Source organism: Streptomyces sp. NBC_01298 (genome assembly GCF_035978755.1).
Taxonomy (GTDB): Bacteria; Actinomycetota; Actinomycetes; order Streptomycetales; family Streptomycetaceae; genus Streptomyces.
On the sequence record NZ_CP108414.1, the window covers coordinates 3116133 to 3139983 of the forward strand.

The following is a 23851-nucleotide window of genomic DNA, read 5'->3' on the forward strand; positions in this document are numbered from 1 at the left end:
GTGAAGAAATGGGCTGCGGGACGAGAAAGGCGCCGGTCCGGCTGCCCCCGTGCGAACAGGGTGCAGCCGGAACCCGGCGCCTGAGGCTCGCTACTTCTGTGCAGCCTTGCCGAAGCGGGCCTCGAAGCGGGCCACGCGGCCACCGGTGTCGAGGATCTTCTGCTTGCCCGTGTAGAACGGGTGGCACTCGGAGCAGACCTCGGCTCGGATGGAGCCTTCGGTCAGGGTGCTACGGGTGGTGAACGACGCGCCACAGGTGCAGCTGACCTGGGTCTCGACGTACTGGGGGTGAACATCGCGCTTCAAGGTGTCTCCTAGATTCGGGAGGGCGCCGGGTCGCAGGAGCCGAATTGCGCGCTGCGTGAACCGGGGCCGACAGACCAGTCTGCCAGGACCGGGCTGCCTGTCAAAATTCTGAGGACGCCTCCCTCAACGGCAGGGGTCCGGCATCTATTCCACGGCCGGCCGGAACCCGTCCGACCAGGCGGTTCAGGCGTGCCGGACGGCCATGACCGACCGGGGCTACCGGACCACCGCACCGGCGGTGCCCTTGTCGCCGGCCGAGTTCGCGGTGGCCTCGGCGGGGACCTGCCGGTCGGCCAGCAGGGCCTCCCAGACCATCTTGGACTCCTTGGTGAGCGGGACGACCCGGTTGGGGTCACGGGTGTCGCCGGTCACCGGCAGGGTGATCATCTGCATGTTCTCGGGGCCGATGCCCTCCAGGCCCTGGGCGAAGCCCATGAGGGACTTCACGTCGCCGAGCGCCTTGTCCGTGGTGACGGCCTTGGTGGCGGTGTCGGCCAGGTCGAGCAGCTTCTTGGGGTTGTCGAAGACGCCGATGCTCTTGACCTGCTTGATCAGCGCCTTGATGAAGGCCTGCTGGAGCTGTATTCGGCCCAGGTCGCCGCCGTCGCCGACGCCGTGGCGGGTACGGACGAGGCCGAGGGCCTGCTCCCCGGTGAGCCTGTTCGTCCCGGCGGGCAGGTTCAGGTGGCTGTAGTAGTCCTTGATCGGCTTGGTGGTCGTCACCTCGACGCCGCCGAGCTTGTCGATGATCTCCTTGAAGCCCGTGAAGTCGACTTCGAGGTAGTGATCCATGCGGATCCCCGACATCTTCTCCACGGTCGCGACCGCGCAGGCGGCCCCGCCGACGGTGAAGGACTCGTTGAACATCTTGCGCGGGCCGCCCAGGTCGCTCTTGCCGCTGGGGAGCTTGCAGGAGGGCCGGGTGACGAGGGTGTCGCGGGGTATCGACACGACGGTGGCCTTGGTGTGGCCCTCGTTGAGGTGGACGATCATCGCCGTGTCGGAGCGCGCGGAGCCGCCGTCGTCCTGGCCGTACTCCCCGTTGGCCCCGCCCCGGGAGTCGGAGCCGAGGACGAGGATGTCCATCGAGCCGTTGTCCACGTCCTGCGGGCGGTCCGCGCCGAGGGCGGCGTCGATGTCGACCGTCTTGAGGTTTCCGTTGAACTTGAAGTAGAAGTAGCCGAGCCCCGCACCGCCCAGGAGGACCACGCCCGCGGCGGTCCACGCGGCGATGGCGACGGCCCTGCGGCGCGCGGCCGGCTTCCGTCGGCGTCGGCCCGCGCCGGCCCTGCGGCCGTGGCCCCTGTTGTCCTGGCTCATGCTCTGCTCTGCCCGTCTGTGTGCGGCCCGGTTGCCCGTTTTCCCTCTGACAGAGACGGTCGGCCGCCTTCCAGGGTTCCACGGCCGCCTGTGCGCCCCGTGTGCGTGCCGTCGCGTGCGCCCCCGGGCCGCCCGGGGCGAACGCCCCGTAATCCCGTACCTACCTGCGGTTTCCCCCGCGGGCCCGGCGGTGGCGCACGGGGCCGCGCGGGGTACGGAGTGTGGCAAAGGTCGCACCCGTGCCCGAAGGCCCGTAGACCGCTCTGCGCAGAACGACGGGGCTCGCGTACGCAGACCGACGGAACCCCCGTACGACGCGACCGCCCCCGTCGCGGCTGCGGCGGGGGCGGTCGGTCATGCGGGTGGCGCTACGGGGAGACGTCAGTCGTCGTTCTTGCCCGACGGGGTCGTCTTCGCGATCTGCATGAGGAACTCGGCGTTCGACTTCGTCTGCTTCATCTTGTCGAGGAGCAGCTCGATGGCCTGCTGCGAGTCGAGCGCGTGCAGCACCCGGCGCAGCTTCCAGACGATGGCGAGCTCCTCGCTGTTGAGGAGGATCTCCTCCTTGCGGGTGCCCGAGGGGTCCACGTCCACGGCCGGGAAGATGCGCTTGTCGGCGAGCTTCCGGTCGAGCTTGAGCTCCATGTTGCCGGTGCCCTTGAACTCCTCGAAGATCACCTCGTCCATGCGCGAGCCGGTGTCGACCAGCGCGGTGGCCAGGATGGTCAGCGAGCCGCCGTCCTCGATGTTGCGCGCGGCACCGAAGAAGCGCTTCGGCGGGTACAGCGCGGTCGAGTCGACACCACCGGACAGGATGCGGCCGGAGGCGGGGGCGGCGAGGTTGTACGCGCGTCCCAGGCGGGTGATGGAGTCCAGCAGGACCACCACGTCGTGACCGAGCTCGACGAGACGCTTGGCGCGCTCGATGGCCAGCTCGGCGACGGTGGTGTGGTCCTCGGCCGGGCGGTCGAAGGTCGAGGAGATGACCTCGCCCTTCACCGACCGCTGCATGTCGGTGACCTCTTCCGGACGCTCGTCGACCAGGACGACCATCAGGTGGCACTCGGGGTTGTTGACCGTGATCGCGTTGGCGATCGCCTGCATGATCATGGTCTTACCGGTCTTCGGCGGGGCCACGATCAGACCGCGCTGGCCCTTACCGATCGGCGACACGAGGTCGATGATGCGGGTGGTCAGCACGCCCGGGTCGGTCTCCAGGCGGAGCCGGTCCTGCGGGTACAGGGGGGTCAGCTTCTGGAACTCCGGGCGGCCGCGGCCGGATTCGGGCGCCATGCCGTTGACGGAGTCCAGGCGCACGAGCGCGTTGAACTTCTCGCGGCGCTCGCCGTCCTTGGGCTGCCGGACGGCGCCGGTGGTGTGGTCGCCCTTGCGCAGACCCGCCTTGCGGACCTGGGCGAGGGAGACGTACACGTCGTTCGGGCCGGGCAGGTAGCCCGAGGTCCGGATGAACGCGTAGTTGTCGAGGATGTCCAGGATGCCCGCGACGGGGATCAGGACGTCGTCGTCGGCGACCGGGGTCTCGACCGGGGCGAACTCGTCGCGCCCGCGACGGCCACGGCGGTCGCGGTAGCGGCCGCGACGGCCGCGACGGCCGTCCTCGTCGAAGTCGTCCTGGGGGCCGTTGTCCTGACGGTCCCGCTCCTGACGACCACCCTGCTGGCCCTGCCCCTGGCCCTGACCCTGGCCGCGGCCGCCCTGCTGGCGGTCCTGACGGTCGGTCCGGTCCTGGCGGCCGCCCTGCTGGCCCTGGTTCTGACCCTGGCCCTGGCCCTGGTTCTGACCCTGGCCACCCTGGCCGGCCTGGCCCTGACCCTGGGCGCCCTGGCCCTGGTCGTCGGCCTTGGCACCGCGGTCACGGCGCTCGCGGCGGCCGTCGGCGCGGTCGTTGCCCCGCTCGCGGCGGTCGCGACGGCCGCGGCCCTCGCCTTCCTGCGCCTGGCCCTGGCCGGCGGGGGCGGTGGCGGCCTCGGCCTTCGCCTCGGCCTGTGCGGCCGGAGCGACGGTCTCGGGCTTCTGCTCCACCTGCACGGCGGCGGGGGCCGAACCCTCGGGGCTGCCGGAGGGGGCGGTGGCGCGCCGGCGGCGGCGCTCGCCGACCGGGGCGTCCTCGCTGGCGGGCTGGCCCGGGATGTCGATCTGGGCCTGCGCGGCGGTCTTCTCGGCGGGCGCCTCGGCGGCGGCCTCGCCCGTACGGGCCTTGCTGGTGGCGCGGCGCTTCGGCTTGGTCTCGCCGGTGTCGGCGGACGCGGCGGCCGGCGCGGAGGCCGCGGCCTTGGGGGCGCTGCTTCCCGCCTGCGCCTCCTTGATGACCTCGATCAGCTGGCCCTTGCGCATCCGCGCGGTGCCCCTGATGCCGAGGCCCGACGCGACCTGCTGGAGCTCGGCCAGGACCATGCCGTCAAGGCCGGTGCCGGAGCGGCGGCGCTTGGTCGGCGCGGCGCCCTCGGCGGGGGCACTGGTGTCGACGTTGGTGTCGGCAGCGCCCATCAGATCGGTGGTGTCGCTCACGAAGGGTCCTTCCCTGGAGCGGACGTCGGCCTGTCTGGCTCGGCGACCGGTTGTGCTGTCCGACGGCAGTCCGTGGCCTGAGGAGGTGTGGACTGCAGCCGGGGCGGTGGTCCGCCGATAGAGATACGGCGGAGAGAAACGTGCATGTGCGTGGGTGGTTCCGGCGAGAAGCCCCCGAGCTGAAAGCGTGGGAATGTCACGCCGATTCCGGAGCGTGCTCGAAACTGCTGGCAGCGATCAAAGCAGTCGGGGAGGCTCCCGGAAGAAAGGTGGTCCCTGATAGGGACACTGAGCACCAAGCCATGGCGGCTTCGGATGCGCACTTGAGACTAACACTACCGGATCCAACAGACATTCCCCCTCTCCATCACCGGCTGTAGAGCCCTTCCGCGCAAGTACCGCGCGGGCTCCGCGCGGGCGGCCTGCCCTGGCCGCCCGCCCCTGGCCGGCTGTGTCCTCTACTGAACGGATCAGCCGCCCTGGGTTCCCAGCGGAAGTACGCTCGCGCCCGCTGCGTCGAGTGCGAGCCGGTTGGCCGCCCACCCCTCGCCCGCGAGCCGTGCGACCTTGTCGGCCGCACCGTTGTCGACCAGCGCGAGGACCGTGGGGCCCGCGCCGGAAATCACCGCGGGGATGCCGTCCGCCCGCAGTCGGGCCACGAGCGCCACGCTCTCGGGCATCGCCGGGGACCGGTACTCCTGGTGGAGACGGTCCTCGGTGGCCGGCAGCAGGAACTCGGGACGCCTGGTCAGGGCCTCTACGAGCAGACCCGCGCGGCCCGCGTTGACGGCCGCGTCCACGTGCGGGACGGTGCGCGGCAGCAGGCCGCGCGCCGTCTCCGTCAGGACCGGCCTGGAGGGGACGAAGACCACCGGAACGATGGAATCGGCGGGCTCCATACGGATCGCCTTGGCGCTGCCGCCGTCCATCCACGCGAGGGTGAAGCCGCCGAGCAGACAGGCGGCGACGTTGTCGGGGTGGCCCTCGATCTCGGTGGCCAGTTCCAGCAGCGCCGTGTCGTCGAGCTTGGCCTCTCCGCCTATCGTCACGGCGCGGGCGGCCACGATGCCCGCGCAGATGGCGGCGGAGGAGGACCCGAGGCCGCGGCCGTGCGGGATGCGGTTGGCGCAGACGACCTCGAGGCCGCGCGGCTGGCCGCCCAGCAGGTCGAAGGCGGTGCGCATGGAGCGTACGAGGAGGTGGCTCTCGTCCCGCGGGAGGGTGTCGGCACCTTCGCCCGCGATGTCGATGTTCAGGCCGGAATCGGCCACGCGTACGACGACGTCGTCGTAGAGCCCCAAGGCCAGCCCGAAGGCGTCGAAGCCCGGGCCGAGGTTGGCACTGCTGGCGGGAACGCGCACCCGTACGGCGGCGGCGCGGAAGGCGGGACCGGCCATCTTCCGATGACACTCCTTGTGACTGTGCGAGACGGGATCTTCGCTGGCTCGCTGTGAATGTACTGGAGAACGTACGACACCCGAAGGCCCTGTGGGCAGCACCGCGGTCATGTGCGCGGCGGCGGATGTAAGTACAGCCTATCGAAGGAAGGTTCTTCTCCGACATAGGGCGCACAGCAGGCGCACGATGCGTGTCGTGGGCTCCCACCGGATCCGTCGGCTTCTCGCCGGGACATCTGCCGGGATTCCGTGGCCTTTTGTACCGTACGGGCCCGAGTTGCCGGATTCCTCGGCCTGGAGAAGGCTTCCGGAATCCGGCAACGCGGTTACTGCGGCTACTGCGGCTACTGCCGTTACTGCACTACTTCTCTACCGCCCGGGTCAGACGAGACCGAGACGGATCGCGGCGGCCTCGGCGTCGACCGGAATGGTGACCGGCTGCGGAGCGCCGGCGACCGCCCAGTCGGGGTCCTTCAGGCCGTTGCCGGTGACGGTGCACACGATCTTCTGGCCGGGGTCGACCAGACCGAGGTCGACGGCCTTGAGCAGGCCGGCCACCGACGCGGCCGAGGCGGGCTCGACGAAGACGCCCTCCTGAGCGGCCAACAGGCGGTAGGCCGACAGGATCTGGCGGTCCGTCACCTCGTCAATGAAGCCGCCCGACTCGTCCCGGGCCTGCAGGGCGTAGTCCCACGAGGCCGGGTTGCCGATGCGGATCGCGGTGGCGATGGTGTGCGGCTCCTTGACGACCTCGCCGCGCACGATCGGCGCGGACCCGGAGGCCTGGAAACCCCACACGCGGGGCGTACGGGAGGCCAGGCCATCGGCCTTGTACTCCTTGAAGCCCTTCCAGTACGCGGTGATGTTGCCGGCGTTGCCGACGGGCAGCACGTGGATGTCGGGGGCGTCGCCGAGCGCGTCCACGATCTCGAACGCGGCCGTCTTCTGGCCCTCGATGCGTACCGGGTTGACGGAATTGACCAGCGCCACCGGGTAGTTGTCGGACAGCGCGCGGGCAAGGTCCAGGCAGTCGTCGAAGTTGCCGTCGACCTGAAGGATCTTGGCACCGTGCACGAGCGCCTGGCCCATCTTGCCCAGCGCGATCTTGCCGCGGGGCACGAGGACGGCGCAGACCATCCCGGCGCGCACCGCGTAGGCGGCGGCGGAGGCCGAGGTGTTGCCCGTGGAGGCGCAGATGACGGCCTTGGCACCGTCCTCCTTGGCCTTGGTGATCGCCATGGTCATGCCGCGGTCCTTGAAGGACCCGGTGGGGTTGGCCCCCTCGACCTTGAGGTGTACCTCGCAGCCGGTGCGCTCGGAGAGCACCTGGGCGGGGACGAGGGGAGTGCCGCCCTCGCGGAGCGTGACCACCGGAGTCGTGGCCGTGACCGGCAGACGGTCCCGGTACTCCTCGATGATGCCGCGCCACTGGTGGGTGCGATTGCTGCTCATGGGTCCTTACTCCCCTTCAACACGCATGATGCTGGCCACACCGCGGACGGTGTCCAGCTTCCGCAGCGCCTCGACGGTCCCGGAGAGGGCCGCGTCGGGTGCCCGGTGAGTGACGACGACGAGGGAGGCCTCGCCGTCCTTTCCCTGCTGGCGGACGGTGTCGATGGAGACACCGTGCTCCGCGAAGGTGGTCGCCACCTGGGCGAGCACGCCCGGCTTGTCCGCCACATCGAGGCTGATGTGGTAGCGGGTGACGACATCCCCCATGGGGCTGACCGGCAGCTGGGTGTAAGCCGACTCGCCCGGCCCCTTTGCCTCGGCGAGCTTGTTGCGGCAGACGGCGACGAGGTCGCCGAGGACCGCCGACGCGGTCGGAGCACCGCCCGCGCCGGGCCCGTAGAACATCAGCCGCCCGGCGGCCTCCGCCTCGACGAAGACGGCGTTGTACGCCTCGCGGACGGAGGCGAGCGGGTGGGTCAGCGGGATCATCGCCGGGTGGACGCGGGCGGTGACGGACTCGCCGTCGGCGGCGCGCTCCAGGATGGCGAGGAGCTTGATGGTGCAGCCCATGCGCTTGGCGGACGCGAAGTCGGCGGCGCTGACCTCGGTCATGCCCTCGCGGTAGACGTCGTCGAGGCGGACCCGGGTGTGGAAGGCGATGCCGGCCAGGATCGCGGCCTTGGCGGCGGCGTCGTAGCCCTCCACGTCGGCCGTGGGGTCGGCCTCGGCGTACCCGAGGGCGGTGGCCTCGTCGAGGGCCTCCTGGTACCCGGCGCCGGTGGAGTCCATCTTGTCGAGGATGAAGTTCGTCGTGCCGTTGACGATGCCCATCACCCGGTTGATCTTGTCGCCCGCGAGGGACTCGCGCATGGGGCGGACCAGCGGGATGGCGCCGGCGACGGCGGCCTCGTAGTACAGGTCCAGCCCGGCCGCCTCGGCGGCGGCGTGCAGCGCGGCGCCGTCCTGGGCGAGCAGCGCCTTGTTCGCGGAGACCACGGAGATGCCGTGCTCGAAGGCGGTGGTGATCAGGGTGCGGGCCGGCTCGATGCCGCCGATGACCTCGATCGCGACGTCGATGTCGCCGCGTTTGAGCAGCGCGGTCGCATCGGTGGTGACCAGGGCCGGGTCGATGCCCTCGCGCACCTTGGAGGGGCGGCGCACGGCCACGCCCGCGAGCTCGACGGGCGCGCCGATCCTGGCCGTCAGGTCGTCGGCGTGCGTCGTCATGATGCGGGCAACTTCCGAGCCGACCACTCCACAGCCCAGCAGCGCCACCTTCAGCGGACGCGTACGCATCATTCGACCTACGCCTTTCGATCTTCACAGCAGTACCTGGTGCGCGGTTTGCACCCCAGGTGTGAACCAGTCTCACTCAATGGACAACAGTTTCCACCCTCGGTCCATTGAGTGAGACACCTATTCGGGGGTCCGGGAGCCGTCCCCCAGAAGAATCCGCATCAGCCGACGTCGAGGCGCAGGAGATCCTCTTCCGTCTCCCGGCGGACGATGACACGCGCCCCGCCGTCCCGCACGGCGACGACCGGCGGGCGGAGCACGTGGTTGTAGTTGCTCGCCATCGAACGGCAGTACGCACCGGTCGCCGGGACCGCGAGGAGGTCCCCGGGGGCGATGTCGGCGGGCAGGAACGCGTCCTTGACCACGATGTCGCCGCTCTCGCAGTGCTTGCCCACGACGCGCACGAGCATGGGCTCGGCGTCGGAGGTCCGGGAGACGAGGCTGACCGAGTACTCGGCGTCGTAGAGGGCCGTCCGGATGTTGTCGGACATCCCGCCGTCGACGGAGACGTACGTCCGCAGGCCCTCGAGCGGCTTGACCGTGCCCACCTCGTACAGGGTGAAGGCGGTCGGGCCGACGATCGCCCGTCCGGGTTCCACGGAGATCCGCGGGGCGCGCAGGCCGGAGGCCTCGCACTCGCGGGCGACGATCTCGTGCAGGGCCTTGGCGATCTCGTGCGGCTCGCGCGGGTCGTCGGCGGAGGTGTAGGCGATGCCCAGGCCGCCGCCGAGGTCGATCTCGGGCAGCTCCACCCCGTGCTCGTCGCGCACGGCGGCGAGGAGGCGCACGACGCGCTTGGCGGAGACCTCGAAGCCGGCCATGTCGAAGATCTGCGAGCCGATGTGGGAGTGGACGCCGAGCAGCTCCAGGCTGTCGTGCCCCAGCGCGCGCCGGACGGCCTCGGCGGCCGACCCGTCGGCGACGGCGATCCCGAACTTCTGGTCCTCGTGCGCGGTGGCGATGAACTCGTGGGTGTGCGCCTCCACGCCCACGGTGACGCGGATCTGCACGGGCTGGCGCACGCCGAGCTCGCGGGCGATGTGGGCGACGCGGGCGATCTCCTGGAAGGAGTCGAGCACGATCCGGCCGACACCGGCCTCGATGGCGCGGGTGATCTCGCTCGTCGACTTGTTGTTGCCGTGGAAGGCGATCCGGGCGGCCGGCATCTCAGCCGCGAGCGCGGTGGCGAGCTCCCCGCCGGAGCACACGTCGAGGTTGAGCCCTTCTTCCTTGAGCCACTTCACGACGGCCTTGGAGAGGAACGCCTTGCCGGCGTAGAAGACGTCGGCGTCCGGCCCGAAGGCGTGCGCCCAGGCACGGCAGCGCGCCCGGAAGTCCTCCTCGTCGAGGAAGTACGCAGGCGTCCCGAACTCCTCGGCGAGCCGGGTCACTTCGATCCCGCCGACGGTGGCGACCCCGTGCTCGTTCCGGCTGACCGTCCGCGCCCAGACCTTCTCGTCGAGCGCGTTGAGGTCGGCGGGCGGCGGGGAGTAGTGGCCCTCGGGCAGGACGTCGGCGTGGCGGGGCCCGGCGGGGTGTGCGGAACGGCTCATCTCGGCATTCTCTCTTCGCAAATCATCCGGATCGCAGGCGAATCACATCGGATCACATACGTATCGCAGGCATCACAGGTGGTCGGGCGCGTCTACGCCGAGCAGGGCCAGGCCGCCGGCCAGCACCGTCCCGGCGGCTTCGGCAAGGGCCAGCCGGGCACGGTGGGCGGCCGAGGGTTTCTCGTCCCCCTTGGGCAGGACGTGGTACTGGAAGTCGAGCAGGGCGTCGGCGAGGACGACGAGCTGCCGGACCAGCCGCTCGGGCGCCCGGTGGTGCGCGGCGGCTTCGAGCACGAGCGGCTGGTCGCGCAGGGCAGCGAGCAGGACGCCGGCGCCATCCACCTCGCCCGGTTCCGCAAGGAACCCCAACTGCCCGGCGTTGCGGGTCAGCGCCCGCGCCCGGGAGCGGGCGTACCGCACCCGGAAGTACTCGCTCGACTCATCCTGGACGAGCAGCCACGCGGGAAACACGGGGGTCTCGGGCCCGGGCACGGACAGCATCGCCCAGGCGGCGGCGCCGGCGCCGAAACGGGCGCGGACGTCCCCGTCGCGCTTGGCGACGGGGGCGACGTTCGGGAGGTTCGGGAGGTTCGGGAGGTTCGGGAGGTCACTCCCGGAGGCTGCCGGTCCCTGACTCCTCCGGATCCGCTGCACGGCCGCGTGCACGACGCGCTCGCGCAGGGCCGCGGCGGGCACGCCGGCGAACTCGGCGGCACCGGGGGTCTCGGCAGGACCGGGGGTCTCGGCAGGACCGGGGGTCTCGCGTCCCTCCGGGGCGAATCCGTACAGGGCGGCGGCCGCACCGGCTCGAATGCTCCGTACGTACTCCCCGACCGAACCCTCGGCGAGTACGAAGTTCAGGAACCCGGCGCCGGTGATCTCCACGCGCTCGATCCCGTCCAGGCCCGCCAGCCGCGGGGCCAGCACCTCGGCCACGTCACGGGGCGCGACTCCGGCTCCAGCCCCCTTCGCCACCCCGAACGCGACGGGCGAGGCGTAGTCCCCCACTCCCCCGGGCCGGGTCCGCTCGACGACGACCCGCTCGGGCACGACCACACCGGCGGGCAGCTCACCGTCCTCGACGGCGCGGCGCAGGGCGCGCACGACGGAACGGGAGAGGTCGACGGGGGTCACGTGACCAGCCTAGGGGAGAAGCCTCCAGGTCACGCGAAGGGTTTCGCCATGTGAAATGCGACCCCGACGGAAGGGCGTGCCGGGCCGGTCGGGACGGGGGGTCATCCCCTCCCGGGGGTCATCCCCTCCCCCTCCCGGCGGGAGCGCCCTTCCTCTCTCTCCTGTCCCGGCGCTCGATGAGCCGGTGCACGACCCGCACGAGCTCCGCGGGCTCGAAGGGCTTCGCGAGGAAGGCGTCCACACCGGCGGCGATCCCGGCCTCGACCTCGTTCTGCGTACAGGCGCTCACGATCGCAAGAGGCAGATGCCGCGTCCTCGGGTCGGCCCGCAACTGCGCGGCTGCCCCGAACCCGTCCAGCCGGGGCATGACCACATCAAGAGTGATCACATCGGGCATCACGCGATGGACGACGTCCAGGCACTCGGCACCATCGTTCGCGGTCACGACCTCGAAGCCCTCCAGCTCGAGATTGACCTTGATCAGCTGCCGGATGACCTTGTTGTCGTCGACAACAAGCACCCGGCCCGAGGCGCCCGACACAACTCGAGAGTAGGTCGACCCCCGGCCCCGCGTCCGGGTTTTCGCCACTTCCACCCCCTCCGAGCGACCCGGCCCCCTCTCCCCCTCAATCCGTTCCTGATCACCACCGGGAAGCTGGTAGTGTTCAACCCGTCGCAGCAACACCAGCGACAGCGCCCCCGTAGCTCAGGGGATAGAGCAACGGCCTCCGGAGCCGTGTGCGCAGGTTCGAATCCTGCCGGGGGCACTCCGGAACAAGGCTCTGACCAGCGGAAACGCAGGTCAGAGCCTTTCTTGTTGATGTCAAACGCACACGGCCTACCCAGCCTTGAGCAATAAGTTCGGCGCTGAGCTGAACTGCGGTTTCCCCGCTCCATCCGGACCAAGTCCCCATGGCTCGATCTCACAGATCGCCCTACGTGGGACATCTGTGGGACGGCAGCCCGCTTTGGGTGCAGCCGTGACCCCGCCGCACTACGTACGCACGGCCGAAATCACCCTGGCCGGCTCGGCCTGCGACGTATGAGATCGCCGGCGCCGGGTTGATCACCGTGCGGTGACACAGATCGCCCCGCATGTTGCCAAGCGGCACTGGGAGTGTGTTGGACATCCGGATGACCAAGGGGGTTCTGGCGTGGCACGGGCTTGGACGGTACGGGGCGGGCAGTCTGGGGAACGGGAGCAGGCGGCTCTCTCCGAAGGACGGGCGATCGTCGGCTGGGAGGACCTTGGCGATCTCAGTGACTGTGCGTCAGCCGACGAGATCGGCGAGCTGCTGGCGAAAGGGTACCCGGAGGAAGCCGTCGGCACGATCGACAACTGGAAGCGCCAGTTGTGGCGATTCATCGCCATGGACATCGGCGACTACGTCGTGATGCCGCGAAAGCAAATGCCGGTCGTAGCACTTGGCAGGGTCACTGGACCTTACGAGTATGTACCCGAGTCCGCCTGGCTTCAGGCACACCCGCACGGTCGCGTGGGTGCGCCCCCTCGTGGAACGGGCGGCCATCCGCGGTGATCTGCGCGACAGCATGGGAGCCTTCCTCACCGTCAGCGAGCTGAGCCGTCGCGACGCGGCGAAGCGCGTCGAAGTGCTCGCCGAGACGGGCTCCGATCCGGGTTACGTGGGTGCCGTCGAGCCTCCGAGTGGGCCCGAGGACCTGGTGGGGGACGTCCAGAGCAGTGGTACACGCCAGTTGACCGCACGCGATCTCATCGGGCTGTGGGGGTGGCAGCGACGCGCGGCCGAGGTCATCGAACTCGTGGATCAGGAACTGGCCTCGCACGGGCTGCGAGTGGATCCGCACTTTACCGAGGTGCAGTTGGGCGGCTTGGTCACCGTCTCCGCCCAGGAGACGGCCAACACCGAGGAGTCGTCCGGGGCCGGTCCGATTGGCGGCAGCCGCGCAGCGGGAGAGAAATCCGACTCGGAACGGGCCACGGACCGCGATCTCACCTGGCGGATCGGCAGCCTGCCGTTCGTACGGGAGGTGTTCACGATACAGATCGGTGACCCGTTGAGCCACGCCGTCACTCCCATGATCGAGCACGACTTCTCCCAGCTCCCGGTCGTGGACCACAACAGCGTGCTACGTGGAGTTATCACGTGGGAGGGCATAGCCCGCGCCCAGCTCGGTGGCGGTAGGGCGACGGTCTCGCAGGCCATGGATCCGCATCCGGAGACGGCACGGGAACAGGAGGAGCTCTTCCGTCGGATCGACCGCATTCAAAAGAGCGGCTTCACCATCATCGTCGACGGCGAGAACTCCGTCATCGGCATCCTCACGTCCACAGACCTCGCAGGGCAATTGAAGGCACGTATCGAGCCGTTCACGCTTCTTGAGGAGTTGGAACGCAGGCTGCGCAGGCTAACCAGGCATTTCTCGACGGACGAGCTGCCCGCGAAGATCCGCAGAGCGCGGGAGCAGGGCCGCCAGTTCACCCTCGGCCAGTACGCCTTCCTTCTGGAGGACCCGCACTGCTGGGCCAAGCTCGACTGGCCGTACGACCAGCAGCACATGCTGTCGCGGCTGCGCATCGTCACGAAGTACCGCAATGAGCTCGCGCACTGGGCGGTCGACGCGCCGGCGGAGGACGCCGTAGCACTCGCCGCCACGGCCCGCCTGCTCAAGCTCCTCAAGGTCGTCGACCTGGATCCGGCGGTCTGAGCCGTCCCCGATACCTCGTCGGGGCCGTCGTATCGATACGGACGACGGCCCCGGTAGGGGCCTATCCGACTGTCAGCGGTGCGAGGAACCTGCTCGGCTCTCCGTGCCAGGTGATGGTGAGGGCGTCCCGGGCACGAGTGGCCGCGACGAAGAGGAGCGACCGGGCCCGTTGGAGCTCTCGCCGGTGCCGCACAGGGTCGGTGCGCTCCCACGCGTCCGCCGAGGAACGCGGTACGAGCCCTTCCGCGACACCGGCGATGATCATGCGGCGGTACTCCAGTCCCTTGAACCGGTACATGGTGCCGATGTGTACGCCCTCCTCGTGGCGCGGTCCGTCCTGTGTGATCTCCGTGGACTCGATGCCGCGCTGCTTCAGCCGATAGGCGACCTGGGTGACCATGTCGTTCGTCGGCACGCAGATGGCGGTGGCTTCACGGGGCACGTCGTGCCAGGCTCCAAGCTGATCCACCAGCAGGTCGAGCTCCTCGTCCCAGCTTCGGGCGCCCCGCAGGACGGGCTTCGGACCGTGGAGGACGGATCGATATCCGGCCAGATTGTCGGCTTCTCCGTCGAGGTCGTCGTAGTCGACGCCCTCCAGGACTCCCAGCGCGGAACGCAGGATTTCCCGGGTCGTGCGGTAGCTGAGGGTGAGCCGGGAGGACCTGCCCCGGATGTTGACTCCGAGGCTGCCGAGGGTGACCTGGTTGTCGTAGATCCTCTGGTGGGTGTCCCCGACCAGGAAGATGTCGTTGGACGTGCTCGGCACCATGGCGCGCAGCATTTTCCAGTGGGCGGCGCTGAGGTCCTGGGCCTCGTCCACCACGATATGCCGGTAGCGGTAGCGCAGCCAGGCACCGGAACCGGCCTCGACGTGGACGTTGTGCAGTCCGCCGCGTTCCTCCCGCTCCGCCTCACGCCTGTCGATCTTGGATTTGCGGGCCATTTCCAGCTGCGCGGCACGCTCCGCGACCTGGCGATGGGTCTCCAGGCCCTTGGTGTCCAAGCGTTGGGTGAAGCGCTCGGCGAGCTGCCAGATCTCGGCACGTTCCGCCCGGGACACGCTGCGCCCTCGTCCGGCACGCCTGGCCCGGAAATAGTCGCTGCGGGAGGCCACGGCCTGTCCCAGGATCACCTGGTTCCACTCGTCGCTGAGGAAATCGGCGGCCCACCGCTTCTCTCCCGCCTCCACCAGCAGGTCCCGCCATTCCCGCAGAGCCTGGGCATCGTTGATCCTGCGCTTGGAGTTCCCGGGATCGGCCTCGCCGACGACACGCGTGGCCAGCTGGTCCACGTGCTGGATGTCCACCCGGGCAAGGATCTCCGGGCCGCCCAGCGAGAGCAGCCGTGAGCGCAGGTCCGCGGCCAGGTTCTTGTTGAACGTGGTGAGCAGTACCGGCTTGGTATGGCCGGGCGGGAGCTGCTCCACCAGGTGCCGTACCCGGTGCAGCGCGACGATGGTCTTGCCGGTGCCGGGGCCCCCGCCCACGCGGGCTGGGCCCGAATAGGTGCGGTGCACGAGCTTGTCCTGGGTGGGGTGCAGGAAGATCTTCCAGCGGCCGAAGTCACCCTCTTCGAGGATGCTCTGCAGGGATTCGTCATCGGTGATGACGACCGCCTGGGAGCGGTCGACGGCGGCCTGCCAGTCCTCGTCGTCGAACTGCTCCGCGGGATCCACCGCGACGGGTGCGGTGACCTCTGCCTTGACCTGCTCGTACGGGACGCCGTCGCGCAGCCGCAGCAGCACCTCGCCCGTGTGCCGGGGAGCGTACTCGACGAGCCCGAGGAGTTCCTCGTCCGTGGTGAGCCTGAACACGACCGGGATGAGCGGCTCCGCGACACCGAGATCCGCCAGCTGCCGTGCGTCGTACGGGGCGAAGAGCAGCGGCTCGGCGGGCCCCGAAGGTGCGGCGGCGGGTGCCGGCGCGCCCGCGGGGGCCGCCGTCTCCCGGCGCAGCACGCTCTCCTCCACGACCTGGAGGTCCACGTACTCGATGGCACCGGTGATCTGGTTGATGCCGTACGCGAGCCGGTCCAGGTTCTGGTGGACGTGGCCGCGGTGCTTGACGGAGACGAGGAGCCAGTCGTTGCCGCCGAGGCGGAGCAGCAAGGCCCTGTACTCGCGGTTGACCCGTGCGGACCAGAGGCGGCCGTCGCCCTTGAGGGGCTTCAGGTCGAAGCCGCCGGCCTCCGGGTTTCGCCGGAAGTCGTGCTGGAACTTGTAGACCGCTCCGACGATCGCCCGGTCCAGCTTGACGATTTCCTTGTCCGCCTTGTCCAGCAGGCGCAGGGTCGCGCCTGCCGTGGGGGCGCCGGTGACGGTCATCCGTCGTTCTCCTCGTCTTCCTTCTCCGCGCTCACCGGGCCGGTCAGCAGAGCGATCAGTTCGTGGGGGTCCCAGTCGGGTGCGGTGCGGACCTGCCAGCCGGCCTCCGCATAGGCCTGGTCGCGGTCTTCGGCGTCCTGGTCCACGCCGTCGCCGCTGTCCGGCCGGTGCGCCAGGACCACGCCGATGCGCCGGTCCGGCCAAGCCAATTCGGCCGGCCAGGCGGCCTCTCCGAGTTCGAAGCCCGCTTCGGGTGCCGGCGCTCCCCCGTCGGCCAGCAGAGCCGCGAGTTCGGGCAGCCCCGGGTCGTCCACCAGGTACTCGATGATGTCGCCCCAGGCCGGATCCCGTTGGGCGGCTGGTGCGGCCGGTGCGGGTGACCCGGTCCCGGACTCCGAAGGCGCCGGTTCCGGCGTGTTCGCCCGCCGCTGGGAGGTCAGCCAGCCGGCTCCGCCGGTGACGGCGAGCTCCACCGGGTCGAAGCCGGCAAGCTGTCCGGTGGTCAGCTGGACCCCGTCGCCCTCGCCCTCGTTGAGGAACTGGAGCAGGTTGGTCCAGTAGAGCCACGCGTGCCAGCGACGGCGGTGGGCCGTCTCATCGGCGTTCAGGGTCTCCGCGCTGTCGTCGAGCACGGTGAGCGCCGTCCATGCCGCCCCCTTCTGTCCCTTGCGCAGGTCGAGCGCAATGGTCAGCGGGCAGCCGGAGGAGTCCCGGGTGGCCATGATCTGAACGGCACCCTGCCCACCGGACAAGCGCCGTCCGTTCAGGGCCTCGGCGAGCCGTGCGGCGATCTCCGGGCCGTCGGCAAGGGCCCGGCTGGTCGCCGAGACGGCAGCGAAGCCGGCGAGGGCGCTCTGGGTACGCCCCCGCCACAGCTCGGGGTCGGGATCGGTCAGGTAGCCGATCAGGGTCTCGACGGGGTTGGCCCAGACGAACCGACCGAGGTCACGGGTATCTCCTGCGTGGAGCCGCCGGTGGATGTCCGCGGCGGTCTTCTGCGCGGTGTTCTGGTAGGGCTGCCATACCGGGTCGGGCTGCGGCTTGCTGTCGCCCGTCCACACCTGTACGTCGTCCCACGTGAGCTGGAACACCTGCCAGCCCAGCTCGGAGCGCAGTCGGGTGCGCTTCGCCGCGTCGTCCGCGAGGCGGTTGCAGCCGGGGCTCGCGTGGTAGCGGTAGCCGTCGAGGTAGACGGCCACCCTCCGGTCGTCATCGGTGCTGCGGAACACCACATCGGGCCGGGTGAAACCGAGCGACGTCTGCGTCTCCATCTCCCAGCCGCGCACCGTTCCGTCGGGTGCCGTGAAGCGCAGCTTGATGTCCTGGCCGCCGTCCGCGGTGAGGGCCGTGCGGGCGCTCACTTCATCCTTGCGATCGGCCCACTCCAGCAGCCCGCGGCGGAAGAGCGCCTCCAGTTCGCTCTCTACCTGGTGGACCAGGGTGATGTCGCGGGTGGTGGCGACGGGTTCCGTGGCCCATGCGTCGCTCGTCCGGCCGAACAGTTCGCTGAGCATGTCCAGAGCGTGCTCGCGGGAGACGAGTTCGTATTCTCCGTTGCTCACGTGGCGCAGCAGGCACCGGTGGCAGGCGGGCCTTCCCTCAGCCACGCACACGCAGCCTTCGATGACCTCTCGGGCCTTGCGCAGGACGTCGCGCAGCCCGTCCGGCCCGGCCAGGCGGTGCAGGTATCCGGTGCCGCCGGGCAGCGTGTCGTACAGGACGAGGAAGTGCCGGCGAAGGCCCGAGTCCCCGCTGCCTTCGTCGGGCATGGAGTCGGGTACGACCGCCAGGTGATCGGGGTCGCCGCCGTAGCTGCGGGCGATGCCGGCCAGCAGTAGTGCCTTGAAGGAGACGAGCCGTTCCTGGGTGTGTGCGGTGACAGCGGGGATGAGGATGCGCAGGGCTTCGGTGCGCAGCTCGTGGGCGAGCAGCACCTTCACCCCCTGCTGGAGTTCCGGCCCGCCCCGCCTGCGGGGGCACCAGGGGCGGTGGTACCTGGCGGCCTTGGCCGCGTCGAAGGTGTCGTGGGCGGCGGGCGGACCGCCGTCCGGGTCGGCAAAGCCGCAGGCGTCGCAGACCCAGAAGGGGTTCAGCCGGACCTCGCGGCCGGCGAAGGCGGTGTCCGGTGCACCGTCGACACGCATGGCGCCCACGTTGAGGTGCCGGATGCGCGCCTGCCGGGTGAACTCCCAACCGAAGGTGGCGTGCTGGTGCTTCCACGCCTGCTCGATGTACTCCCGGTCGATGTCCACAGCCGGGACGACCGTGTAGTGGCGGCGTTCCCGTTCGTCGGAGTCGTCGCGCACGCGTACGTCGTCGCGCTCGTCCCTGGAGGTGACGCGGTGGGGCACCAGCACCTTGTGCAGGCAGCCGACGTCACCGATGGCCGGGGACTGGCAGCGCGGGCAGGCGCTCGCGTCCTGCTCGGCCCGGTGGGTGCGGATGTGGCCGCAGTCGGGGCAGATCCGCCACCACAGCCACGTCGGGCGTCCCGGACTGCCGATGTCGAGCCCGGTGATCTTGTGCTTGTAGCCCTGGGCGTAGAAGTGGTTCCCGGGGGCGAAGTCCCTGAGGGCGAGGCCGGCGGTGCGTTGGTGGCGGATCGTCTTGCTCTGTGTCTTGCGGCTGCCGTCGGCGGTCTGCTCGGTCCAGGTGAGGTTCGCCTCCAGCTCGGTCATCGAGTCGATGAGGCTGTAGTTGGGCAGCAGTCCGAGGTCCACCAGAGCACCATGCGCCGTGCCGCGACCGATCTCCTTGATCACTCCGACCGCGGCGCGACGCTCGGCGCGCAGTTCCCGGCCCTGCCGCTCGTGTTCGGGATCACCGGCGACCAGCAGGCCGTGCGCGCGGTCGATGGCTTCCAGTCGGTGCTGGGTCTCGGACCGGCGGACTTCCCACTGCTCGTGGGCGCGTTCGAGGGCTGCACCCAGTCCGTTCGGCCCGGGGTCGGTGGCGTAGGCCGTGAGGTCGGCCCGGGCCTGCTGGCTCACCCCGGTGCCGCGTTCTTCGTCGTGCGGGGGGAAAAGTGCCAGGAAGCCGCCCACGAGCCGTCCTCCGTGGGCGAGGACAGCCTCCGTGAACTCGGTCCGCCAGGAGGAGTCCCGGAACAGCTCGACCGCCAGGCGCGGCAGCGCATTGACCGGCCGGTCACCGGGGGCGGCAGCCGGCAGTCGCCCGGCGCCCGCAAGGTCGAGCAGGTGGGCGAGGTACTGGCGGCGCAGGATCTCGGAGGCCGACAGGTAGCAGCCGGGGGGCTGGATCTCCCCGGCGATCATCATCCGGGGGTCTTCCAGGTAGTAGCGGTCACGGGGACCGCGGTCGACCATGGTGAGCAGGTACGCGTTGCCGGTGGAGCGGCCCGCGCGGCCCACCCGCTGGATGTAGTTGGCCGGCCCCTTGGGCAGGGACCCGAGGATCACTGCGGACAGGTCTCCGATGTCGATGCCCAGTTCCAGGGTCGGCGTGCAGGAGAGCACCTGCGGGTTGGCGTAGTGAACGTCCGTACCGTCCCGGAACGCCTTCTCCACCGCCTCGCGCTTGGCCCGGCTGAGGGTGCCGGTGTGCTCGGCGGTGTTGATGGTGAAGACGCCCGCCTCCCGGTACATCCGCCGGTAGAAGTCCTCGGTGAAGTCCCGCTGCCGCATTCCCGTCGCCAGGTCCCGGCCGGTGCTGAGGAGGCCACCACAGCGGTAACGCGGGCAGGGCTGACCGTGCCACTGGTCGGCCAGGTCGGGGTGGACGGTCTGCTCCCAGAAGCAGCGGGGGCAGTGGGCGGTGGCGTCGGCCACAAGGTCGTCCGCGAGTCTGCGGACCTCGATGTGGCCGGGCTGGAGCCCGTAGACGCGGGTGGTGCCGTCCTGGGCGGTGCGGGCCGAGAGGACGCCGGAGTCGGCGAGGGCCGGAAGCAGCCGGACCAGGAGGTCGGTGGCGGCCTCCGGGCGGCGCAGGCCGAGGGCGCGGACGGTCCAGTCCTGGTACCAGCCGAGCCGTCCGGTCAGTACGTCGAAGTCCTCGCTGCCCTGTTTGGGGCTGCCCAGCAGGAAGGAGGGGGCGGACACCCCGGGCGGGAAGGCGGGCATGCCGGGTGTGCGGCCGCCCCAGATCGGCCAGCGGCGGACCCCGGCCTGGTCGAGCCAGGGGTCGAGCCAGGCGTGCCGGACGGCGCCCCGGGTCCGCATCCGCTCCAGCAGGCCCCGTACGAAGCCGAGGTACCGGTCGGGGCCGGGTACGGAGCCGTCGGGCAGGGCGATCTCTCCGGGCGTGGTCCGTAGCAGGTCGCCGACGAGGTCGGCGACGGCGACCGGGTCGGCGAGCGGTACGTTCGCCGCGACCGTGCGGGTGAGTTCCAGGGTGCGGCCCTGCCGGGACCTGAGTCCGAACTCCATGACGGCGGCGAACGCGAGCCGCTGGGCGATCAGTTCCCAGGTCGCGCGGGACCCGCGACTGCGTCCGGCGAGGAGGGTGTCCACGCCGGGGAAGACGTGGAGGTCGGGCGGGATGACCGCGGCCTGGACGGCCTTGCTGTCGACCACGTCCGCGATGATGTCGGCCGCCAGGTCGCTGACCGTGATCGGTTCTTCCTCGTCGATCCGGCTGGCGAGCAGGGCACGGAGGGAAAAGGTGTAAGAGCGGCTGGCGACGTAGCCGGCGCGGTGCGCGGCGTCCTGGACGGAGTCGTTGAAGAGGAGGGTCTTGTTCTCCTTCAGCGTCTTGTCCAGCTCGCCGCCGGTGAACAGCTGGGTGATGGCGGCCGAGGCGAGGGCGGCCAGCCCGGTACCGAGGTAGCGGATGGAGTTGAAGGTCCGGCAGGCGGGGCACTGGTCCGTTTCCGCGGCGCGGTCCCCTGCGAGGTCGGCGAGCACGAAGGCGGCCCCGTGCAGCGGCTTGGCCCGGCGCGGGGTGCCGTCCTCCTCCTCCGCCGCCGGAAGGAAGTCCGACTCCGGGGACAGCGGTCGCAGACGCCCGCCGGTCCCCTCCAGCACCATGACGGCCGGCCCGCCGCGCGGGCGCTCGGCGCCGGAGAAGGCCGCCTCGTGGACCTCCTGCTCGGTCGCGGCGATCATGTTGCGTACGCGGCGCTTGTCGCGCCCCACCGAGGCCCGACGGATCTTGGTCGCGTTGAGGTCGAGGTCGGCGGGGTCGATCTCCGGGGAGTACGCCGCCCAGCCGGAGCGGCCGCACTCCCGGCAGAACACGGCGGGCAGGAACACCTCGGCCGGCGGCGGGGCGCTGTCGTCGGCCGGAACGGCCGTCTCCTCGCCGTTGTAGGGGCTGCTCCGCGGGGCCTCTGCCAAAGGTTTGCGGGCGAGGCGGCCGTGCGAGGTGACCCGCTCGTCGTCCCACCGGAACACGGCGCGCGCCGGGGTGATGCCCCGCAGCACCCGCGAGACGGAGCGCACCCAGTGGTGGATCTCGATCGACAGCAGTGGGCGCCCCGGGCGCTCGGGGTCGGGATCCCGGGCGTGCGACAGCAGCGCGATGTACCGGGCGAGGGCCGTGGCTGCCTTGTCCGGCCGGTGCTTGACGGCCATGCCCCAGTGGTAGGCGTACCGGGGCAGGGCCTCGATCACCTCGTTGATCGAGCGCGGGCTGCCGTCGAGGACCTCCAGGACGGCGGCGGTGAGGCGGTGGCTGCGGAGCCGTCCGCCGAGTTCCTCGGGGGTGAGGCCGCGCTCCCCGGTGAACCGGGCCATCAGCTCGTCCAGCACGCCGGGGTCGCGGGTCGGATCCTCGAGCTCGGCGATTTCGTAGGGATCGGGGAACGGCAGGGAGAAGTCGCTCTCGCCCGCGAACTCCCGGGTCGTGGCCCGGTCCTCACCGATGACGGAGTCGGGTGCGAAGGGCACGCCGAAGACCTGTTCGGCGACCTCCAGCATGGTGGGCCCGGTCTGGCCCTGCGCACGGCCGCCGGACCCGTTCTCGCCGAGGGTAGCGGAGGTGGCGACCGGGCAGACCGGTCCCAGGGGATGGCCGGGCTCGGCGAGGCCGCTGATCGCCCCGAGCCGGCGGAGCAGCATCGCCACGTCGGTGCCCTGTGCGCCGTCGTAGGTGTGGAACTCGTCGAGGACGATGTAGGCGAGCGCGCCGTCCTGCCACAGCCGCTGGTCCTCGGGCCGCTGGAGCAGCAGGTCCAGCATCTTGTAGTTGGTGATGAGGATGTCCGGGCGGGTCCGCCTGATCTCCTCCCGGTCGACCGCGATCCTCGGGTTGGCCTGCTTGAACTCCTGCGACGGCTTGTCACCGATGTAGAGGGCGGCCTGGACGCCGCCCTCGCGCAGCCGGGCGTCCTTCGGGTCGGCGAGCCGGTCGTTGATGCGGTGCGCCTGGTCGGTGGCGAGGGCGTTCATCGGATAGAGCAGGATCGCCTTGACGCCCTCCTGTCCTGCCTGGCGCTGCCGGAGGCAGTGGTCGAGCACCGGGATGAGGAAGGACTCAGTCTTGCCGGATCCGGTGCCGGTGGTGACCAGCGTGGGCCGGGCGGGACCGTGCAGGGTGGACAGCCGCTCCCAGGCCAGCTCCTGGTGCCGGTGCGGCGTGAACGGCTTCTCCGGGTACCAGGTGAGGTGCCGCTTCCAGTCCTCGCCCCGGGCAGACCGGAAGGGGGTGCGGACGCGCAGGTAGGGGCCGCGGAAGATGCCGTCCTCCGGGTCGGCGAGGAATCCTTCCAAGGCGCCCCGGGTCCCCTCGTCCGCCAGCGCGTACGTCGTCGCGAGGTACTGGCTCAGGCTGGCCCGTACCTGGTCGGCGGCGAGTGTGGGGCGCACGGGGGTTCTCCTTACGGGGGTGGGGCCGGGCGGGCGCCCGGAGGGCCCGCCCACGGCTCTACGGTAACGGGGACGGTGAGTCGGCCACGCTCGCGGGCGGAGCCGTCAGATCCCGAGCTTGCCGCCGATGTGCGCGATGTGGACCCGGCGCTCCGCCTCCAGGAGCCGGAAGTGGATCCGTCCCTCGTGGGGCGTGAAGCGCACGTGCGTGTCGAAGTACTGGGCCTCGCCGTCCAGGTCGGTGAACACGCAGTGCTCGCGCTTGCGCCCCTGGTGCTCGGGGGTGGTCTTGGAGCCCCAGTCGGGGCCTTCGGGCTCCTTGACGGCATCCCACCCGACCACGGCCTGCTGGATCTCGGCCAGCCGCTTGCGGACGGGGTGGACCCAGAGCTGCTTCAGCTCCCGCAGTTGCGCCTCGGCTCCTGGCAGGAACCGTACGTCCGGGAAGAGCTCGCGGCTGCGCTCCAGCAGGGCCGCCCCGGTCCGGATACTGCTCAGGTCACCCCGCCTGGCGGCTTCGGCGTACTCCCGGATCCACGGCAGGTGGCCGTCGATGTGTTCGCGGGTCGCCGCGTGCGGGATCTCGACCTCGGTGAGCTCGGAGCCCGGACCGCCCTCGCCGTCCACGAGTACTTCCCGGACCAGGGTCAGGCGGGGTCGGTCCCAGTGCGGGGCGACCGGGAGCGAGACCCCCATGCCCTCCATGAGGTGGGCAGCACCGAGACCTTCCACAGTGAGATCGCCGTGGCGGTACTCGACATCGGAGTAGGTCTCGCCTTCCGGGTATACGGCCCGGTACGGCGCCTTGTTCTGCATCTGCCGCAGTCGCTGCCACAGGTCGTGGTTGCGCGGATCGCCGGCCCATTTGCCCATGGGGTGGCCCACAGCGAGTTGGAGAGCCGCAACCGGCTCCCGTGCGATCAGAAACGTGCCGGGCCGATCGGCCTTGGCCACAGCCACGATCGCGTGGACCAAGCTGGTCATGGCGCGATTGACGCGATCCGGCTCCTCGGCGGACTCGCAGGACTTCTCGTTCAGGAACAGCTGCGGCACGTTTCCCCCTCCGCGACGATGTGTTACCCGCCCCCC

The 23851-nt window shown here is 70.5% G+C and carries 13 protein-coding genes and 1 tRNA gene; 2 read left to right on the top strand and 12 right to left on the bottom strand.

Annotated features, from left to right (window positions below):
• Nucleotides 1-90 precede the first annotated feature (90 nt).
• The 9 genes from rpmE to OG730_RS13885 form a co-directional block, all read right to left on the bottom strand.
• Entirely contained in the window at nt 91-306 is a 216-nt protein-coding gene (gene rpmE / locus OG730_RS13845; RefSeq protein ID WP_112448418.1) for a 50S ribosomal protein L31, read from the bottom strand.
• A gap of 216 nt (nt 307-522) precedes the next feature.
• On the bottom strand, nt 523-1626 hold the full coding sequence (locus OG730_RS13850; RefSeq protein WP_327304521.1) for an LCP family protein: 1104 nt from the start codon (nt 1624-1626) through the stop codon (nt 523-525).
• Between the two features lie 381 nt (nt 1627-2007).
• Nucleotides 2008-4155 (bottom strand): transcription termination factor Rho, encoded by a 2148-nt coding sequence (rho, locus tag OG730_RS13855; protein WP_327304522.1) that lies wholly within the window; start codon nt 4153-4155, stop codon nt 2008-2010.
• 470 nt (nt 4156-4625) lie between these two features.
• Entirely contained in the window at nt 4626-5552 is a 927-nt protein-coding gene (thrB, locus tag OG730_RS13860; RefSeq protein ID WP_327304523.1) for a homoserine kinase, read from the bottom strand.
• 381 nt (nt 5553-5933) lie between these two features.
• Nucleotides 5934-7004: a threonine synthase gene (gene thrC, locus OG730_RS13865; protein ID WP_327304524.1), complete on the bottom strand. Its 1071-nt coding sequence runs from the start codon at nt 7002-7004 to the stop codon at nt 5934-5936.
• A 6-nt stretch (nt 7005-7010) separates the two neighbouring features.
• Nucleotides 7011-8300 carry a homoserine dehydrogenase gene (locus OG730_RS13870; RefSeq protein WP_266912707.1) on the bottom strand — a complete coding sequence of 430 codons (1290 nt, stop codon included), beginning with the start codon at nt 8298-8300 and terminating at the stop codon, nt 7011-7013.
• A 161-nt stretch (nt 8301-8461) separates the two neighbouring features.
• Complete coding sequence (lysA, locus tag OG730_RS13875; RefSeq protein ID WP_327304525.1) at nt 8462-9853, bottom strand: diaminopimelate decarboxylase; 1392 nt, start codon at nt 9851-9853, stop codon at nt 8462-8464.
• 72 nt (nt 9854-9925) lie between these two features.
• Complete coding sequence (nrtL, locus tag OG730_RS13880) at nt 9926-10987, bottom strand: ArgS-related anticodon-binding protein NrtL (RefSeq protein WP_327304526.1); 1062 nt, start codon at nt 10985-10987, stop codon at nt 9926-9928.
• A 118-nt stretch (nt 10988-11105) separates the two neighbouring features.
• Nucleotides 11106-11582 carry a response regulator gene (locus OG730_RS13885; protein WP_327309259.1) on the bottom strand — a complete coding sequence of 159 codons (477 nt, stop codon included), beginning with the start codon at nt 11580-11582 and terminating at the stop codon, nt 11106-11108.
• A gap of 100 nt (nt 11583-11682) precedes the next feature.
• Here OG730_RS13885 and OG730_RS13890 point away from each other — a divergent pair.
• Both OG730_RS13890 and OG730_RS13895 read left to right on the top strand, forming a co-directional pair.
• A tRNA-Arg gene (locus OG730_RS13890) sits at nt 11683-11754 on the top strand.
• Nucleotides 11755-12487: 733 nt separating this feature from the next.
• Nucleotides 12488-13675 (top strand): CBS domain-containing protein, encoded by a 1188-nt coding sequence (locus OG730_RS13895; protein ID WP_327304527.1) that lies wholly within the window; start codon nt 12488-12490, stop codon nt 13673-13675.
• 61 nt (nt 13676-13736) lie between these two features.
• Here OG730_RS13895 and OG730_RS13900 read toward each other — a convergent pair whose 3' ends face one another.
• The 3 genes from OG730_RS13900 to OG730_RS13910 all read right to left on the bottom strand — a co-directional run bounded on the left by OG730_RS13900 (nt 13737) and on the right by OG730_RS13910 (nt 23815).
• Nucleotides 13737-15998 (bottom strand): UvrD-helicase domain-containing protein, encoded by a 2262-nt coding sequence (locus OG730_RS13900; RefSeq protein ID WP_327304528.1) that lies wholly within the window; start codon nt 15996-15998, stop codon nt 13737-13739.
• Nucleotides 15995-22762, bottom strand: a complete 6768-nt coding sequence (locus OG730_RS13905; protein ID WP_327304529.1) for a DEAD/DEAH box helicase — start codon at nt 22760-22762, stop codon at nt 15995-15997. The genes OG730_RS13900 and OG730_RS13905 overlap by 4 nt, the downstream gene beginning before the upstream one ends.
• Before the next feature lie 105 nt (nt 22763-22867).
• Nucleotides 22868-23815, bottom strand: coding sequence for a hypothetical protein (locus OG730_RS13910; RefSeq protein WP_327304530.1), 948 nt, complete (start codon nt 23813-23815; stop codon nt 22868-22870).
• Between the last annotated feature and the right edge of the window lie 36 nt (nt 23816-23851).

What these genes read in the sequence shown, in the direction of transcription:
- OG730_RS13850 (WP_327304521.1), bottom strand. Translation starts at nt 1,626, where the DNA reads ATGAGCCAGGACAACAGGGGCCACGGCCGCAGGGCCGGCGCGGGCCGA.
- thrC (WP_327304524.1), bottom strand. Translation starts at nt 7,004, where the DNA reads ATGAGCAGCAATCGCACCCACCAGTGGCGCGGCATCATCGAGGAGTAC.
- OG730_RS13870 (WP_266912707.1), bottom strand. Translation starts at nt 8,300, where the DNA reads ATGCGTACGCGTCCGCTGAAGGTGGCGCTGCTGGGCTGTGGAGTGGTC.
- OG730_RS13900 (WP_327304528.1), bottom strand. Translation starts at nt 15,998, where the DNA reads ATGACCGTCACCGGCGCCCCCACGGCAGGCGCGACCCTGCGCCTGCTG.
- thrB (WP_327304523.1), bottom strand. Translation starts at nt 5,552, where the DNA reads ATGGCCGGTCCCGCCTTCCGCGCCGCCGCCGTACGGGTGCGCGTTCCC.
- lysA (WP_327304525.1), bottom strand. Translation starts at nt 9,853, where the DNA reads ATGAGCCGTTCCGCACACCCCGCCGGGCCCCGCCACGCCGACGTCCTG.